The following is a 15650-nucleotide window of genomic DNA, read 5'->3' as shown; positions in this document are numbered from 1 at the left end:
GAAGAATTACCCTTACTGCTAAAATATCTTCCTCTTCATTCCTTTTTAATTTTTAATTTTTAATTTTTTATCCCTTAACCAATTTATTTTTACGATTACAATACAGCACTAAAAATATAAATAATCCCATTCCTGCTAAATATTTAATCGGGTCTGGAATAATGGGATTAGGTGAGAAAAAACCTTCAATAATTCCAGCTATAATTAACATCGGCACAATACCAAATACTAATTGTGCAGCTAGAGAACCATAAAATTTAATTGCATCTCGACGGCGATATTTACCAGGAAATATAATTGCTTTGGCTATTAAAAATCCTGCCCCACCTGCGAAAAAGATAGCGGGTAATTCCAAAGCCCCGTGAGGAAATACAAACGCCCAAAATGGATAAGCGAGATTATTTTGACCGACTAAAGTAGCAACCGCACCAATTAATAAACCGTTAAATATCATGATATAAATTGTGTATAATCCGGCAGTAATTCCTCCAGCAACAGCAACGAAAGAAACGGAAATATTATTAATCATAATATTGCTGGATGCTAAAGGTTCAATACCGACAATAGAACCCATCCATAACTCACCTTTATCTCGGACTTGGGAAATTATATGATTTGGTACTATCAGCGACAAAAAACTGGGATCTTGCCAAGCATACCACCAACCTACTAAACCACCGAAGATAAATAAAACTGTAGCAGTGGCTATGTATGGAAATGTTTGCTGCACTACAGCCGGAAATCCAAAACGGTAAAATTCTACCGCTGCTTGCCATTCTTGTTTGCGTGAACCTTGATAAATTTGAGTATAGGCGCGAGTTGTTAGGGATTGTAAACTTTGAATTAAAGTATTCCCTACTTCCTGGGTACGAGCGCGGGCTAAATCTGCGGCTACGGAACGATATAAGCTGGCTAACTCTCTAATTTCCCCAGATTTGAGAGATTTTAACTTTTTTTGTTCTACTTTCCGTAATAGAGAATCTAGACGTTGCCAATTTTCCTCTCGTCTGCCGATCCAACGTTTAATATTCATAAAATTTCCGGGTACTGAGTTTAATTTAGCTTAATATGGCCTCAAAATTGCCAACTGTAATTTTAAGGAACATTTACTACTATGTCTGAAAACTTGGGTTTTTCCAGTCCTGCACAACCATTGAGTATTGGCAACGTAGTCAGTGCAGGTGTACGTTTGTATCGTTCTCATCTCAATAAGTATCTTCAACTAGCCTTGATCGCTCATTTATGGGTTTTAGTTCCTATCTATGGCTGGGCAAAATATGCAGCCATTTCTGGACTAATTTCGCGTTTAGCCTTTGGGGAACTAACTAACCAACCAGAAAGTATTGAAGATGCCAGGAATCATGTTCAGCCTCGTTTATGGTCATTTTGGGGAATTTACTTTCGATTAGGTTTATATCTGTTGTTAGTTTATCTGGGACTAGCAATTGCAGGTGGTATAGTGGTTGGTTTATTAGCAGCGGCCTTAACTGTCATCTTAGGTACTGGAGGGGCTATAATTACAACCGCTTTAGTTGCTGTTTTGATGGTAATTATTATCGTGGCAGGACTAACTTGGTTCTACGCTCGTTGGGTGATAGCTGAAGTACCATTAGCAGTTGAGGAAAATATTAATGGTGGGGAGAGTGTTAATAGAAGTTGGGAGTTAACCAAAGCTTCAGCTTTTCGTATTCAAGGGGTAGTGATAGTTGCTGGTATTGTCACACTACCAATTGTATTTTTATTTAATTATTTACCTAGTTTATTCCTACTGGCACTAGAACCAGGTTCGCTCATTTACGGACTGGTGTATTTTATTTCTTTACTGATCAGTTTGGTAGGAGGAATGTTTGTGATGCCATTCTGGCAATCCATTAAAGCTGTAATTTACTATGACCTAAGAAGTCGGCGTGAGGGTTTAGGTTTGCAATTACGCGATCGCGAGATTTAAGATCATGCACCTTTTCAACAGAATCAAATTCAGCACCCCGGAAAGCGTTGAGTTAGAATTTACCTTAGCTGGTATAGGAAGTCGAGCTTGGGCGTTAATTATTGACTATCAGATTTTGGCTTTAAGTTTAGCTCTGTTTATCGCAGTCTGGGCATTTATTTCTAATCAATTATATGATATTGGTTCAGAGATTTTTGGCTCTGGTTTTGGTTTATGGATGACTGCGATCGCTTTCCTGATTCTTTTCTTTATTTACACAGGTTATTTTGTTTTTTTTGAAACTCTCTGGCAAGGACAAACCCCTGGTAAACGCATTGCTAAAATTCGTGTAGTGCGAGATGATGGCAGACCTTTGGGTTTACAACAAGCTGCACTCCGGGCTTTACTGCGTCCTATTGATGAAACTTTGTTTATTGGCGCTTTTTTAATTATGTTTAGTAAAAGTGAAAAGCGCCTTGGTGATTTAGTCGCAGGAACTATAGTAATTCAAACCCAACAAGTTAATAAATCTGCCAATCTTACTATTTCAGATGAGGCAAAGTCATTTTATCTCAGTTTGCAAAAAATCTCGGATTTATCTCAATTATTGCCTGATGATTTTGCCATTATTCGTGAGTATTTACAACGCCGCAATGGAATGTCTAAAAAAGCTCGGTCTTCCTTATCAATAAAATTATCCGAACAGGTAAAATCTATTATAAATTTAACAATTTTACCTGTTGAAATTTCCGCTGATGTGTTTCTAGAAGCTGTTTATTTAGCCTATCAACAACCAGAGTTTTAGGGAGGAGTCAGGAGGCAAGAGGCAGGAGTTTTTTTATTTTGGATTTTGGATTTTTGATTGTTTTTGTTAGCTCCAATCTAAAATCTAAAATCTAAAATCTAAAATTTTCTTCCCCAGTCCCCAGTCCCTATTCCCTGACAACTAGCAAATTAAAACTCTAAACTCGTAAAGTCAGGTTGACGATAATAATTTGTCATATTATCAAACTTCCGTAATTCAGCCCGATGGACTACAATTTCTGGAAAATTTAACAGCCATTGTTGATTTAACTCTGACAACAAATTACTAAGTTTTACCCGATCTAGGTCAGCAGTAATTTCCCCAAAATAGCCTAATGTAATATGGGCTGTAAAGTGATAATGTTGTTCAATACCCAAGCCCATTAATTTGCGATTTTGATAAATTAGTCGGCGGAGTTGAATAATCTCCTCATAGCTCCTTTCATCTTTGGGTATTAAACACACTGCTAAAGCTCTTGGCATAACTATTAATCCTAACATTTGCCAAGAAATAGGATGACTTGTTTCACCTCTTAATTCGTTATACTGATCAAACAAATTCCCTAAACAAGAGTTAAACTCCTCTTCAAATTGGGGATTTTTCTCAGTAGCATGAATGTAAGCATGATCCCAAATTAAATCTGCCAAGGTGAAATGAAAACTGGCAGGAGGTAGAGGTACAATCAAATCGGAGTTGATTGGTAAATTTAACAGCGATCGCTGAAAAGTCTCAATTTGGCTGTAAAAATCAGCGTTCTGTGTATCTTCTGCTGCTGGTGGGGTAATCAGTGTATAACCAGGAAATGGTGCTGGTTTTCTGACTCCATCAACAGGTTTAAATTTATAAGATTCCTGGATATGCTGAACTTGGGTTTTGTAAGATTCTGGTAGCGTCATGCGTGCTACCCGATTTAAATAGGTTTGGTAGTTGTCGTCCAATCTTCTTAGCCTCGATCTCTCTTGATAGATTGTAGGAAAATTTACATAATTTGACCAAGTTATTTTATTAGGAGGCAAGAGGCAAGAGGCAAAAGTTAATATTCTCCCCCTGCTGCCCCTGCTGCCCCTGCTGCCCCTGCTTCCCATCTCTACTGTCACCTGTCACCTGTCACCTAATTCTTATGCCAATCTACGTTTACTGGGGTGAAGATGATTTTGCAATGGAAAAGGCGGTTGCAGCTTTACGCGATCGCGTTCTTGATCCTCTTTGGACAAGTTTTAACTATACCGCTTTCCCCCCAGATCAACCTGATGCAATAATTCAGGCTTTAAATCAAGTTATGACTCCCGCTTTCGGTGCTGGTGGGCGTTTGGTTTGGTTAGTCAATTCTAATTTATGCCAACAGTGTCCAGAAAATGCGTTATCAGAATTACAACGGACTTTACCCGCAATTCCTGAAAATTCCTTTTTATTGGTAACAAGCCGCAGTAAACCTGATGAACGTCTCAAAGCTACAAAATTTATCAAACAATTTGCCGAAATCCGCGAGTTTTCACTTATTCCCCCCTGGAAAACTGAATTGTTGGTACAAGCTGTCAATGAAGTTGCTCAAGATGTCGGTGTAAAATTAACTACCCAAACTGCGGAAATATTAGCGGAGTCTATAGGCAACGATACCAGGCTTCTCTATACAGAAATGGAGAAATTACGCCTGTTTATGGCAGGTAGTAATAAGCCATTAGATGTGAAAACTGTAACTCTGTTAGTCAGAAATACTACTCAAAACACCTTGCAATTAGCAGCGGCTATTAGAACCGGTGATACAGCTAAAGCTTTGGGTATTGTCGGGGATCTAATAAATGCGGCTGAACCGGGTTTAAGAATTGTTGCCACTTTGATAGGGCAGTTTCGCACATGGCTATGGGTAAAGATTATGATGGAAACAGGAGAACGCAACCCCCAAGCGATCGCCCAAGCAGCGGAAATCAATAACCCTAAACGTATCTACTTCCTACAGCAAGAAGTCAAATCTCTTTCTGTACAACAACTAATTTCATCTTTACCCCTACTGCTGGAATTAGAAGTTAGCCTCAAACAAGGAGCGTCGGAAACATCAATCCTACAAACTAAAGTCATTGAACTTTGTCAAGTATATCAGAAAAGGTAATGGGTAATGGGTGATTGGGAAAAAGTGATAGTTGATAGTTGATAGTTGACAGAGAAACATAAAATTGATTACCCAGTCCCCAGTCACCAGTCCCCACCTTGATCAAAATTTCGATTTTACCGGAACTTCTGATTCCTAAAATAATTCAAACCTACTATCATATCTCTACTATTATTCTGTGTCATCTATCGTATGCAGGAAAATTATTTTGTCTTTTTGCGAACTTCAATTAAGCACAAACTTTCTGAGTCCTTGGTATTTGCAACTCTCACCGCTGCGAGTTTAATTGCTACTTTGGGTTTGACTGTGAAAGCAGATGCTCAAATTCCGCCAGTTGACAATGCAGAAGTTACTAACTATGCCCAGTCTGTATTAGAAATGGAGCCAAAACGCCAAATTGCGTTTAAAGAACTTAAAAAACTTATTGGGGGAAAAGAAATTCCCAAAATTGTCTGTAATGACCCTAACAGCATGAATTCCCTACCAAACAAGGCTAGGGAGATAGCTGTTAATTATTGTAACGATTCTCAAAATATAGTGTCAGCCAATAATTTAACCATTGAACGGTTTAATCAAATTACGGTCGAAGTTCAAAGCAACACCGATTTGAAACGTCAGATATATAATACTTTGCTGCGGTTGCAAAATGAATCTGCTTCTAAATCGGGTGCGCGTAATAGCCGTTAGATATTGGGGAAGGTAGGGAGCAGGGAGCAGGGAGCAGGTAGAAATTATTTGTATTTTCCCAATCACCAATCACCAGTCACCAGTCACCAGTCACCAGTTACCAGTCACCAGTCACCGATCATGCTGACATCAACGGCTAATTTTTGCCCTAGTTTCAACAACTGACGACAATGAGTAGCTTCTGCTGGGTTGTTCAAGTTAGTGAGACACAGGGGAACTATTTGACTATGTAAACAACTAAAGTATAGTTCTTGGGATTTTTCCAGAGAAATACCCAATTTTAGCTGATATCCCACATCAATTAACTTTTCTAACCTTTGGATATCTGTACTAAAAGAACCATTAGCCTCGTGTAATAATTGCCACAGCAAGCGCACAATTAACTGTTCTAATATCTGTTTGCCTTCTGGTATATTTAGCTGACAACGCAAATGTTTAGCTTCAGTGGCGATCGCCTCTAATTCTAAAATGTGATTCCAACTTAATTGGGTATCTGTAATATCTTGCTCTAGGCTACGCAATGTCATCATACACCGATAACCTAAAGCTATTTCCGCTGCTACTTGCAACTCTTGGGGAACTGTTAACCCATCCCGATGAAAAGCCATAATCACACCGTAATTTTCTCGGTATGTCTGGGTATATAATTGGTCTAATCTATTTAGTGTTTCCTGACTTAACAACCGCATAATACGATGGCGTTCTTCTGCAAACAGATTTTGCAAACTAAAGGCTTCATCACCAAAAATCTTTGTCATTGCCAAAATAGCATGAGCCGCGCTTGCTTGTTGCAAGGATGCAAATAGCTTTTCTTTCAAGTGACTATAATCACGTCTGCCTGTAAACTGCTGAATGCAGCAATGAAAATCCCAACCTCCCAAATGTAGCACTGCAAAGACTAAATTTTCACTTTCCCAAGTAATTTCTGACACCAACTTTAAATGTCCCACCGCCATAGTTAACGCGCCCATGCGTTGCATTTGGTAATCTAACTCATTGGCTGTGTAGCAATAAACGCGCTTTTGATAGGTTTCGAGATTTTCTGATTTGTCTTGTGTGGAGATCGCATTGTTGTGATTATTGAATAGGGAAGTAATCGCATAATGGGCAGCAACTTGTTTAAATCCGATTTGGGCAGTTAACACCAATTGACGATAAACTTCTGCACCATGTTTAAAGTGTTCCACATTGCTGGGAGCTAAACCCAAACGTTTGAGGAAACCTTTTTCTAACTGCACACCTGCCACATCTCCTGCTAATTCTAAAGCACGGGCGGCATAACGGAGAATTTGCGTTCCTTCTGGTCTGGATAACTCTTCAAAAAACCAACCACAACTAGTAAACATAAACAAAGAGTGACGCTGCATTTCCAACAACCGCAAAGCATCTATCTGTTCAGTAGCGGTAAGTTTGTGGGTTTGATGACGGGAGAGAAAACGGGTAACATTAGCAGCAGAGCGATCGCGTAAAATTTCAATATATTCATCCCTTGCTAACCAAGGATCACGAAATAACTTTCGCCCATATTCCTCATACACCTCAATTAACTGATCCCGCAACCAGTTCAACGCACTGCGTAACGGCTTACGCCATTTTTGATGCCAAACACCCCCTTCACCTCCACAACCACAATCATCTTGCCATCTATCCACACCATGAGCGCAACTCCAAGCGGTGACAGGTTTTAACTCCACTTCCCAACTCGGATGATTTAAACTTAAATAGTGAGCAAAATTGGTGACAGTCCAACCATGACGGGGAAACTCACCAATAAAAGCATAGGCTAAAGTTTTCTCAGTTCCCTTTTTGTGATGTCCGAAAGTCTCCCCATCGGTAGCTACAGATATTAACTGTGCGGGACGATGATCCCCGCGTACTGCTGCACCTACACGGCCTGCGAAGTGGTGAGAACTATAAACCACATCACTAAAACCCATATCCCGTGATATCGGACCATCGTAGAAGAAGATATCAATATAGGGTAAGCCTTCTGTATTTTCTAGCAGAGTTGTTTTAGTCACACTCAAAGGTGAAGATGTGGTTTGCAGAGTTGGTTTTAAATAACAACGATAGGGACGAGTAGGATCAATTTGACTACCACCAACTTCATGCCATTCTGGATGGGGATCATTCTCTGTGGCGAAAGGACGACAACGTTGAGCCTGAGAAGGTGCAAGGATAACAAAACGAATACCCTCAGAAATGAGAGCTTTTATAGTTGCATAATCAACGGCTGTTTCTGCTAACCAAATACCTTCGGGATCACGACCAAAACGAGATTTGAAGTCTGCTTTGCCCCAGCGAATTTGTGTATATTTATCTCGTTCATTAGCTAAAGGCATGATAATGTGATTATAGACTTGAGCGATCGCATTGCCATGACCATTTAACCTTTGACTACTCTTAACATCAGCCTCTAAAATTCGTTGATAAACTTCCACATCGTAGCGTTCCAACCACGACATCAGAGTCGGACCAATATTAAAGCTCATGTACTCATAATTATTGACGATCCCCAATAATTCACCCTTATCATTTAGCACTCTGGCAAAGGCATTAGGGCGATAACATTCCCAATGAATGCGCTCATTCCAATCATGGAAAGGTGCAGCACTCGGTTGACGTTCAATGGCATCTAAATAAGGATTTTCTCTAGGTGGTTGATAAAAATGTCCATGCACCGTCACGTATACACCACGGGGTTTTTTCAGGGGATCATTTTCAGTCAGGTGTTGAGAATCTAGTTCTGATTGATTTAATGTGAATGTGGAGCCTGAGTTTACTGGTAATTCAGCAGCAGATGTCATCATATTTTTATCCCAAGTAAAATTGCAGTTGTCAAATTACAATTGTGGTGAAAGTGTATGTTATATGTACCTTTTTACAGTTGTTTTATGGTCAAATCCGCTTTAAACCACAGCTTGAATATCAAGCCGAATCATAATTTTGGCAAAAATTGTCTTAATATGTCAGGAAATCTGCATTCTCGCGCAACTTTTCCCTCGTATGTGAAAAATGATCAAAGATGGCATAAAATTCCATATTGGGGATTCTATCACTGGCAACGCTAATCAGCCAAGACAATTAACGGTATTGTAATCTATTAAAACCCATTTTTGTGATAAAACCCAAGTTGAAAGTCATACTTTTGCAACAAAAGATTGCAATATTGAATTAAATCGTCATCTTATTTTATATATCTACGGAAATCATTTAAACAGTAGAATTTCCGAAAGCTTGACAGTATCCTATATCTTGGTGATACCTATGCAAAATTCGAGATCATAGTAAATGTCAACTAAAAACATCATTTTTCTTGGCCTATTAGTTTTTATCCCCATTTCCCTAGCAGCGCACTTTTTAGAGTGGGGAGAATTGGTAGTATTCATCACCGCAGGATTAGCTATTTTGCCCCTCGCAGCTTGGATGGGTGCAGCTACCGAAGAAATTGCTGTAGTTGTCGGTCCGGTGCTGGGAGGGTTATTAAACGCCACCTTTGGTAATGCTACAGAATTGATCATAGCCTTGGTTGCCCTCAATGCTGGACTGATAGAAGTCGTTAAAGCCAGTATCACAGGTTCAATTATCGGTAACTTACTGCTAGTTATGGGTCTTTCTATGTTATTAGGCGGACTACGTTACAAGGAACAAACTTTTGAATCGGTGGTAGCAAGGGTAAATGCTTCGTCGATGAATTTGGCAGTCATAGCCATTTTGCTACCCACAGCTATGAACTATACATCCATTGGCATTAGTGAAAAAGTAGTACAAAATCTGTCTCTAGCTGTGGCTGTAGTCTTAATTTTAGTTTATGGCTTGACATTGCTATTTTCTATGAAAACCCACGCCTATTTATATGATGTAGGTGTAGCAGAGATAGAAGAAGCAGAAGAAACTCCCCATGAAAAACCCAATCTTTGGTTGTGGAGTGGTGTACTCTTAGTTTGCACTTTGCTGGTAGCTTTAGAGTCAGAATTATTGGTAGATTCTTTGGAAGTAGCTACTTCTAAACTAGGTTTAACAGCTTTGTTTACAGGGGTAATTTTAGTTCCCATTGTTGGTAACGCTGCTGAACACGCTACGGCTGTAACTGTTGCCATGAAAGATAAAATGGACCTTTCTTTATCTGTTGCAGTGGGTTCAAGTATGCAAATAGCCTTATTTGTTGCCCCTGTTTTGGTTATTGCAGGTTGGTTTATGGGTCAACCAATGGATTTAGATTTTAATCCTTTTGAATTGGTAGCTGTAGCGGTATCGGTTTTAATTGCTAATAGTATTAGTTCTGATGGTAAGTCTAATTGGTTGGAAGGAACTTTACTTTTAGCTGCTTATACGGTTTTGGGTTTCGCTTTCTATTTCCACCCAGTTACTAACGGTATGGGTTAGTAATTCAATTGATAATTGACAATTGACAATTGATAATTGTTTCATTCAAGGTTTAAAACCTCCGCATCAATTGATAATTGATAATTGACAATTGATAATTGTTTCATTCAAGGTTTAAAACCTCCCCTTTCAAGGGGAAAAAACCCAAAAAAAAATCCGCTTTTTCAATCCTCTCCCTTCAAGGGAGAGGTAATTGTCAATTGTTAATTGTCAATTGTCAATTATTGAAGAGGCTTTTTGGTTTATTCAGCAAACCCTAAATATCTAAAAACGGGAAAAGCTGTAATAATGCCTGACGTATCCTTAACAGGAATATTTGTTCTCGGATTTGAGCATTAAGTTTTGGTGGGGGGCTGGTTTGTAGTTGCGCTTGTAGTTGGGCATATTCAGCAGCAGTTAAGAGTTTACCATCAATAGGCGATCGCCCAATGGTAATAATCTCTGTCCGCAATATTTCCTCTGGTATATCCTCCACCGGTGGTAATGCCATTACCCCATTTCCCCAATAACTACTAACCACCACTAACATAGCGGTACTTATACCCAAAAACCAAAATTTCATACATCTTATTTTTGACTTTTGACTTTTGACTTTTTAAAGTCCTGGTGGTAGTGCTTCACCACACAATTGATGAATTTTGACAATGCGTTCAAACAACCAAGGATATCCTTGACGGTATTGAGGAATAAGTGCTAAAGGACTCAATAAAGCTGCTGCGGCAATATCAGCTACACTCAAATGATCGCCTACTAAATATTCGCTTCTTTGCCAACGATGAGATAATTCTTCTAGGGCAATTGTCAGCCTTTTAGTAGCTAACTCTACACTAGCATTGTTAATACCATATTGTTTTCTAACCACTCCAATCACTATTTGACTGGATAATGATGGATCAATTTGTTTACCTTCACCAGCCCGAAAATGATAATATACAAACCTTGTAGCAGTACCAATGCTTTCATCTAACCAGTCTTCTAGCATCAAAGCTTCTGTTTGTTGTTCCGGGTTACTGAAAAATAATGAAGGTTCTGGTTGATAAGATTCTAAAAATTTGACAATCTGTGTCGAGTCGCCAATAGCTTGGGGTTTTCCTTCCATTTGCGGTAACAAAACAGGCAGAGTAGTTAAACCTGTTAACGGCTTCACCTTGAGGATGTGCAAGCCAGGAGTGAGATTTTCTACCTGATAATTAATACCCTTGTAACCTAGAGTTAGTCGAGCTTTACGACAATAGTGAGATGTACTGAATTGCAGTAGCAACATAAAGCTACTTTCCGAGTAAAGACAATTTTTTTAAACAATTTTTTTAAAAATGGACAATGAACAATTACTGAAACAACTATCAATTGTCAATTGTCAATTATTAATTGATAACCATAAGCGGATTGATTCGATTTTATCATAGTCGAGTCGCTCCGCTTTGGGTTTAATTGTACTGCCCAGAAGGTCATTGTATGCTGTTTACCATTCTGGATGCCTGATCAAATTATTTATGTGATAGCGATGTACTGAGGATCGCTATCCTAAATAAATTATCGTATCAAGTCCTAGTTAGGAGTAGTAGCGGGGGTAGCTGCTGGTGTTGTTGTAGCAGCAGGTGTAGCTTCTGGTGTTGTTGTAGCAGAAGCGGGGGTAGCACCAGTGTCAGCAGGCTCGCCAGCTGCTGGTGTAGCAGCGGGAGTAGTGGTAGTACCAGCAGGATTATCGCCACCACCTGCACAAGCTCCCAGAGTGGTAGCCAGACTTAACATGAGAGCCAAACCAAAGATTTTTGTTTTCATAACTCCTCTTTCACCAATTAAGGCAATACTAAAAAATTGCTCTGTTGACTACGATAGCTTATTTGTCGATTTTTTTGAAATGCTTTGAGAGTAGAAATTTCCACCCAACTTTTGGGTAATTTCTAACGGTAAACCAATATGAGTATTAGGTATTGCTTCTGACTGCTCTGCATTGCCATAATTTTAAATGTATTAAGTTTAAGTACAAAATCTATCATTTACAAAAATCATGACTGCTGTCCGCAAATCAGCTGTTGCTACAAAAAGTGCCTGGTTCAAGCGAAATTTGACCCCACCCTGGGGTCGGGGAGGCTCTAGTATCCTGTCAAAACATATGCAAACAAATTCTAAATCGAATAGTGCATCCACTGTAGTGCGCCCTAAAAGAAAACGCAATTCCCCTAGAAAAATATCAACTCCTCTAGTCAATGAGGCAGTAGTATCAACATTGGAGAAAAATTCTGGACAACAAACAGTCACAAATACCACAAGTGTGAATGGGCAGTCCAAGGATGAACACTTACATGAGATGTCTACTGCTGCATCCACACCGATATGGTTGCTACGCTTGCACGCTGTCTATCGTTATTCCTCAGCTGCGACATTTGTGTTTGTGGCTGCAACACTTGTGGTTTATGGTTTGACAGTCTATTCTCAAGAGCTTTGGAGTCAATATTACCGCACTCTGCAAAGCCTACAACGTCATGAGCGGCAGTTGAACACAACCAATGCGGCCCTGATCAAAAAAATGGCTGAAGAGGGAGAAAAAGCAGAAGCAGGATTAAGATTACCAACTCCAGGGGAGACAATTTTTTTGCCACCAACATCCCCTAGTCCAAAGTCAGCATCCTCAAGTATAATCCCCAATTCACAAGTGCAGTCCCAAACTTCCTCACCATTAGGATATTAGAATTCAAAGAGATTGGTGATTGGTAATTGATTACCTCTGTTCCCTGTTCCCTGTTCCCTGTTCCCTGTTCCCTAACAACTGATACAAGAAACCCCAATGCAGAAGTCACCAAGCAGAACAAAATTGAGAAATTTGCAGAATTTAGAGTTCACAAGGCGGCGCAAGTTCTACAAACAAGCTGTACCAGGGAATGGTTCTCCTAAAACTCAAGCTCAAGTAACAAATCCCAAGTCTCGACTGTTGATAGTTTGGGGTATCTTGGTTGCGGCTGGGTTGGGGTTGGCTTTCAATTTGTATCGACTGCAAATTATTGATGGTGCAAAACTTACTCAAAGGGCAAGAAACCAGCAAATGGTGAATTTACATCCTTTTATGCCCCGTCGCCCCGTGGTTGATCGCAATAACAATATTTTGGCCATTGACCGTCCAGTATATACTCTGTACGCCCATCCCAAACTATTTGATAAGTCTAAGGAGGAAATAGCAGAAAAAATTGCACCAATTCTCAACAAAGATGCTCGTCAGTTAGTAAAAACATTTGAAAGTAGAAGCAGCGGTATTCTGATTGCTAATGGTATTGGCGAAAATATTGCCGATCGCTTGATTTCATTCCGCTTGAATGGCTTGGAATTTATTCAAAAATATTCCCGTTTCTACCCACAAGATGATTTGGTTGCTAATGTGGTGGGCTATGTTAACCTTGACCGTCAGGGTCAGGCGGGGGTTGAATATAGTCAAGAGACACTATTGGAACGCTCCAGGCAAACAGTGCGTCTCAGTCGGGCTGGTAACGGCGCAATTATGCCAACCTATGCACCAGAAGGATTTTTGCATTCTGATGATTTAAAACTCCAACTCACTATTGATAATCGGTTGCAACGGGCTGCCCGGACGGCACTCAAAGAACAGATTGACAAGTTTCAGGCTAAACGCGGTGCTGTAATTGTGATGGATGCCACCGATGGTTCATTATTGGCCTTGGTTTCTCATCCTACCTATAATGCAAATCAATATTCCAAAGCAGATATTTCACTGTTTAGAAATTGGCCTGTCGCGGATCTTTATGAACCAGGTTCTACTTTTAAGCCTTTAATTGTGGCGATCGCTCTGGAAAATGGTGTCATCAAACCAGAGGATGTATTTAATGACCCAGGTACTATTAAAGTCGCTGACCGCATTATCAAAAACGCAGAAATTAACAGTTTTAGACGAATTAATATTGCCGAAATTTTACAAACTTCTAGCAACGTTGGTATGGTACAAATTATCCAACGTCTGAAGCCGAGAACATATTATAACTGGTTGGAAAAACTGGGACTAGGACAAAAAATGGATACAGATTTGCCTTTTGCAGTCAGTGGAAGTCTCAAAAGGCAAGAAAAATTCCTATCCTCTAATCTAGAACCAGCAACTACTTCTTTTGGGCAAGGTTTTTCTTTGACACCTTTACAACTGGTGCAAATGCACGGCGCTTTGGCTAATGGTGGTAAATTGATCACACCCCATGTAGTTCAAGGCTTGATTGATAGTCAAGGTAAAATTCACTACTCACCTAATCTACCAGCACCACGCCAGATTTTCTCACCTACAACTACCCAAAAGGTCATGGACATGATGGAAACTGTGGTTTCTCAGGGAAGTGGTAAAGCTTCTCAAATCAAAGGATACGGTATTGCAGGTAAAACCGGTACAGCCCAAAAAGCCTCTCCTAGAGGTGGATATATTCCCGGTGCAAGAATTACTAGCTTTGTGGGTATTGTCCCAGCAGAAGCTCCCCGTTATGTAGTTTTGGCAATTGTCGATGAACCAAAAGGAGCAAATGCCTATGGTGGAACTGTAACAGCACCTATTGTTAAATCTGTGATGGAAGTGCTGATTCCTATGCAGAAGATTCCACCAAGTCAGAAGGGGACAGGTGATAATTGATAAGTTCTCTTGATTGTTTCTTCAATTGAACCTAGATTTTCAAACATTTCAATTAGTTGATGAGATTTGGTTTTGCGATTTGCCAAAATATCTTTTAATGGGGCTAAAAATTTAATATCTGGGTCATTTTCTAGGGCATTTTCTGCGGCTTGTAAAACTTTGGTGGCATTCAGGAAAATTTCATTATTATCAAATCCTGCTTTGGCTGAAATTTGGTGTAAAGCTGCATCAGGTACAATAGCTCTACCTTCTAAGGTTTTATCTAAGGATAACCCTTTTAATAATGCCAATAACCCTGCATAAATAGAAAAATCATCACAGCTATCACAGGCTTTAAATTCGATTCTTCCTACTTCTGCGGGAATGCGGGCAATTTTGGTTAATGAAGGTACACTTTTAATTAGATGTTCCTGCTTTTCCACAAACACTAATGTTGCTGATCTTTTTCCAGTTCTGATAAATGTCCTCACTGATAAACCTTGCCATAAACTGCCATTATAAAATGGAGAACTGTAACTAAAAGGAACTATAAAAGGACTGTAATAGGTCAGTTTTTTCCCAATATCAATTACATTTTCTATAGGCAAATCTGCTATAGAAATATTTAAATCTGGACCATAGGAAACCATGTAAATATGGGCAGTTTGTTCATCTGGATAAGCTTGTAATTGCCTAAGTTCAAAATCATTTAATGGTGGTTGGGGTTCAAAAACACAAGTATAGGGATTAAAGCTGACTAAAACAGGATTAAAACCAAAACTAGCAGATGTCTCACGTAGTAAAGAAAAACTAGCTGTTAATTCATCAATTGCACCTTGAATAGTAGAATTTATAGTAGTTCTAATTTCGATGCCTTTAGCTACACAATCAATTACTGCTTCTGAATCAGCAAATCTTTCAAAACCCTTAATATACCATCGCTTCTTTTTAATCCCAGCATCACCAACTCTTAATTGTGGGTAGTCATTGGGGTAAAGAGGTAATTTGTCAACTATTTGCTGAAAATCAGCAAATTTTGTACAAGAGAAATCAGCAAACTTTCCTTCATGGTTAAGAAAAGCAACTTCATGTTCAATTCCGAAAAAAAACATAGGTGATTGGTGATTGGTGATTGGTGATT

Annotated in this window: 14 protein-coding genes; 7 read left to right on the top strand and 7 right to left on the bottom strand. The window is 39.3% G+C overall.

All coding sequences use genetic code 11. From position 1 onward, the window contains the following. Positions 1-67: 67 nt before the first annotated feature. Positions 68-1033, bottom strand: coding sequence for a stage II sporulation protein M (locus tag IQ237_RS13475; RefSeq protein ID WP_194055917.1), 966 nt, complete (start codon positions 1031-1033; stop codon positions 68-70). An 81-nt stretch (positions 1034-1114) separates the two neighbouring features. Between IQ237_RS13475 and IQ237_RS13470 the strand changes: the two genes are divergently transcribed. Together IQ237_RS13470 and IQ237_RS13465 are read left to right on the top strand one after the other, a co-directional pair. Beyond that, positions 1115-1948 carry a hypothetical protein gene (locus IQ237_RS13470; protein WP_194055915.1) on the top strand — a complete coding sequence of 278 codons (834 nt, stop codon included), beginning with the start codon at positions 1115-1117 and terminating at the stop codon, positions 1946-1948. A gap of 4 nt (positions 1949-1952) precedes the next feature. Next, positions 1953-2732: an RDD family protein gene (locus IQ237_RS13465; RefSeq protein WP_194055913.1), complete on the top strand. Its 780-nt coding sequence runs from the start codon at positions 1953-1955 to the stop codon at positions 2730-2732. 149 nt (positions 2733-2881) lie between these two features. Here IQ237_RS13465 and IQ237_RS13460 read toward each other — a convergent pair whose 3' ends face one another. Next, positions 2882-3670: a DUF1868 domain-containing protein gene (locus IQ237_RS13460; RefSeq protein WP_194055911.1), complete on the bottom strand. Its 789-nt coding sequence runs from the start codon at positions 3668-3670 to the stop codon at positions 2882-2884. Between the two features lie 182 nt (positions 3671-3852). Between IQ237_RS13460 and holA the strand changes: the two genes are divergently transcribed. Both holA and IQ237_RS13450 read left to right on the top strand, forming a co-directional pair. Beyond that, the gene (gene holA, locus IQ237_RS13455; RefSeq protein WP_194055909.1) at positions 3853-4839 is read left to right on the top strand and encodes a DNA polymerase III subunit delta; all 987 of its coding nucleotides are present in this window, start codon (positions 3853-3855) and stop codon (positions 4837-4839) included. Positions 4840-5031: 192 nt separating this feature from the next. Continuing rightward, positions 5032-5526, top strand: a complete 495-nt coding sequence (locus tag IQ237_RS13450) for a DUF4168 domain-containing protein (protein WP_194055907.1) — start codon at positions 5032-5034, stop codon at positions 5524-5526. A gap of 104 nt (positions 5527-5630) precedes the next feature. Here IQ237_RS13450 and IQ237_RS13445 read toward each other — a convergent pair whose 3' ends face one another. Beyond that, positions 5631-8333 (bottom strand): DUF3536 domain-containing protein, encoded by a 2703-nt coding sequence (locus tag IQ237_RS13445; RefSeq protein WP_194056003.1) that lies wholly within the window; start codon positions 8331-8333, stop codon positions 5631-5633. Between the two features lie 484 nt (positions 8334-8817). On the opposite strand from IQ237_RS13445, the gene cax reads away from it, so the two are divergent. Next, the gene (gene cax, locus IQ237_RS13440; protein WP_194055905.1) at positions 8818-9912 is read left to right on the top strand and encodes a calcium/proton exchanger; all 1095 of its coding nucleotides are present in this window, start codon (positions 8818-8820) and stop codon (positions 9910-9912) included. 256 nt (positions 9913-10168) lie between these two features. On the opposite strand, the gene IQ237_RS13435 is transcribed toward cax, so the two are convergent. From IQ237_RS13435 to IQ237_RS13425, 3 genes are all read right to left on the bottom strand, one after another. Then, the gene (locus tag IQ237_RS13435) at positions 10169-10474 is read right to left on the bottom strand and encodes a hypothetical protein (protein ID WP_228020234.1); all 306 of its coding nucleotides are present in this window, start codon (positions 10472-10474) and stop codon (positions 10169-10171) included. A 33-nt stretch (positions 10475-10507) separates the two neighbouring features. Next, the gene (locus IQ237_RS13430) at positions 10508-11176 is read right to left on the bottom strand and encodes a glutathione S-transferase family protein (protein WP_194055903.1); all 669 of its coding nucleotides are present in this window, start codon (positions 11174-11176) and stop codon (positions 10508-10510) included. Between the two features lie 284 nt (positions 11177-11460). Then, on the bottom strand, positions 11461-11694 hold the full coding sequence (locus IQ237_RS13425; RefSeq protein WP_194055901.1) for a hypothetical protein: 234 nt from the start codon (positions 11692-11694) through the stop codon (positions 11461-11463). Between the two features lie 334 nt (positions 11695-12028). On the opposite strand from IQ237_RS13425, the gene IQ237_RS13420 reads away from it, so the two are divergent. Continuing rightward, positions 12029-12604 carry a hypothetical protein gene (locus tag IQ237_RS13420; RefSeq protein WP_228020224.1) on the top strand — a complete coding sequence of 192 codons (576 nt, stop codon included), beginning with the start codon at positions 12029-12031 and terminating at the stop codon, positions 12602-12604. Positions 12605-12700: 96 nt separating this feature from the next. Then, entirely contained in the window at positions 12701-14530 is a 1830-nt protein-coding gene (locus tag IQ237_RS13415) for a penicillin-binding protein 2 (RefSeq protein ID WP_194055897.1), read from the top strand. Here the strand turns inward: IQ237_RS13415 and IQ237_RS13410 are convergent. Next, positions 14506-15621, bottom strand: a complete 1116-nt coding sequence (locus IQ237_RS13410) for a glutamate--cysteine ligase (protein ID WP_194055999.1) — start codon at positions 15619-15621, stop codon at positions 14506-14508. The genes IQ237_RS13415 and IQ237_RS13410 overlap by 25 nt on opposite strands. Positions 15622-15650: the final 29 nt, after the last annotated feature.

It is taken from the genome of Sphaerospermopsis sp. LEGE 08334 (genome assembly GCF_015207205.1).
GTDB lineage: Bacteria > Cyanobacteriota > Cyanobacteriia > Cyanobacteriales > Nostocaceae > Sphaerospermopsis.
This window is presented reverse-complemented; position numbering and strand designations above follow the sequence as displayed.

Coding starts and splice junctions, on each gene's coding strand:
- IQ237_RS13475 (WP_194055917.1), bottom strand. CDS start 1,033: ATGAATATTAAACGTTGGATCGGCAGACGAGAGGAAAATTGGCAACGT.
- IQ237_RS13470 (WP_194055915.1), top strand. CDS start 1,115: ATGTCTGAAAACTTGGGTTTTTCCAGTCCTGCACAACCATTGAGTATT.
- IQ237_RS13465 (WP_194055913.1), top strand. CDS start 1,953: ATGCACCTTTTCAACAGAATCAAATTCAGCACCCCGGAAAGCGTTGAG.
- holA (WP_194055909.1), top strand. CDS start 3,853: ATGCCAATCTACGTTTACTGGGGTGAAGATGATTTTGCAATGGAAAAG.
- IQ237_RS13450 (WP_194055907.1), top strand. CDS start 5,032: ATGCAGGAAAATTATTTTGTCTTTTTGCGAACTTCAATTAAGCACAAA.
- IQ237_RS13445 (WP_194056003.1), bottom strand. CDS start 8,333: ATGACATCTGCTGCTGAATTACCAGTAAACTCAGGCTCCACATTCACA.
- cax (WP_194055905.1), top strand. CDS start 8,818: ATGTCAACTAAAAACATCATTTTTCTTGGCCTATTAGTTTTTATCCCC.
- IQ237_RS13435 (WP_228020234.1), bottom strand. CDS start 10,474: ATGAAATTTTGGTTTTTGGGTATAAGTACCGCTATGTTAGTGGTGGTT.
- IQ237_RS13430 (WP_194055903.1), bottom strand. CDS start 11,176: ATGTTGCTACTGCAATTCAGTACATCTCACTATTGTCGTAAAGCTCGA.
- IQ237_RS13425 (WP_194055901.1), bottom strand. CDS start 11,694: ATGAAAACAAAAATCTTTGGTTTGGCTCTCATGTTAAGTCTGGCTACC.
- IQ237_RS13420 (WP_228020224.1), top strand. CDS start 12,029: ATGCAAACAAATTCTAAATCGAATAGTGCATCCACTGTAGTGCGCCCT.
- IQ237_RS13415 (WP_194055897.1), top strand. CDS start 12,701: ATGCAGAAGTCACCAAGCAGAACAAAATTGAGAAATTTGCAGAATTTA.
- IQ237_RS13410 (WP_194055999.1), bottom strand. CDS start 15,621: ATGTTTTTTTTCGGAATTGAACATGAAGTTGCTTTTCTTAACCATGAA.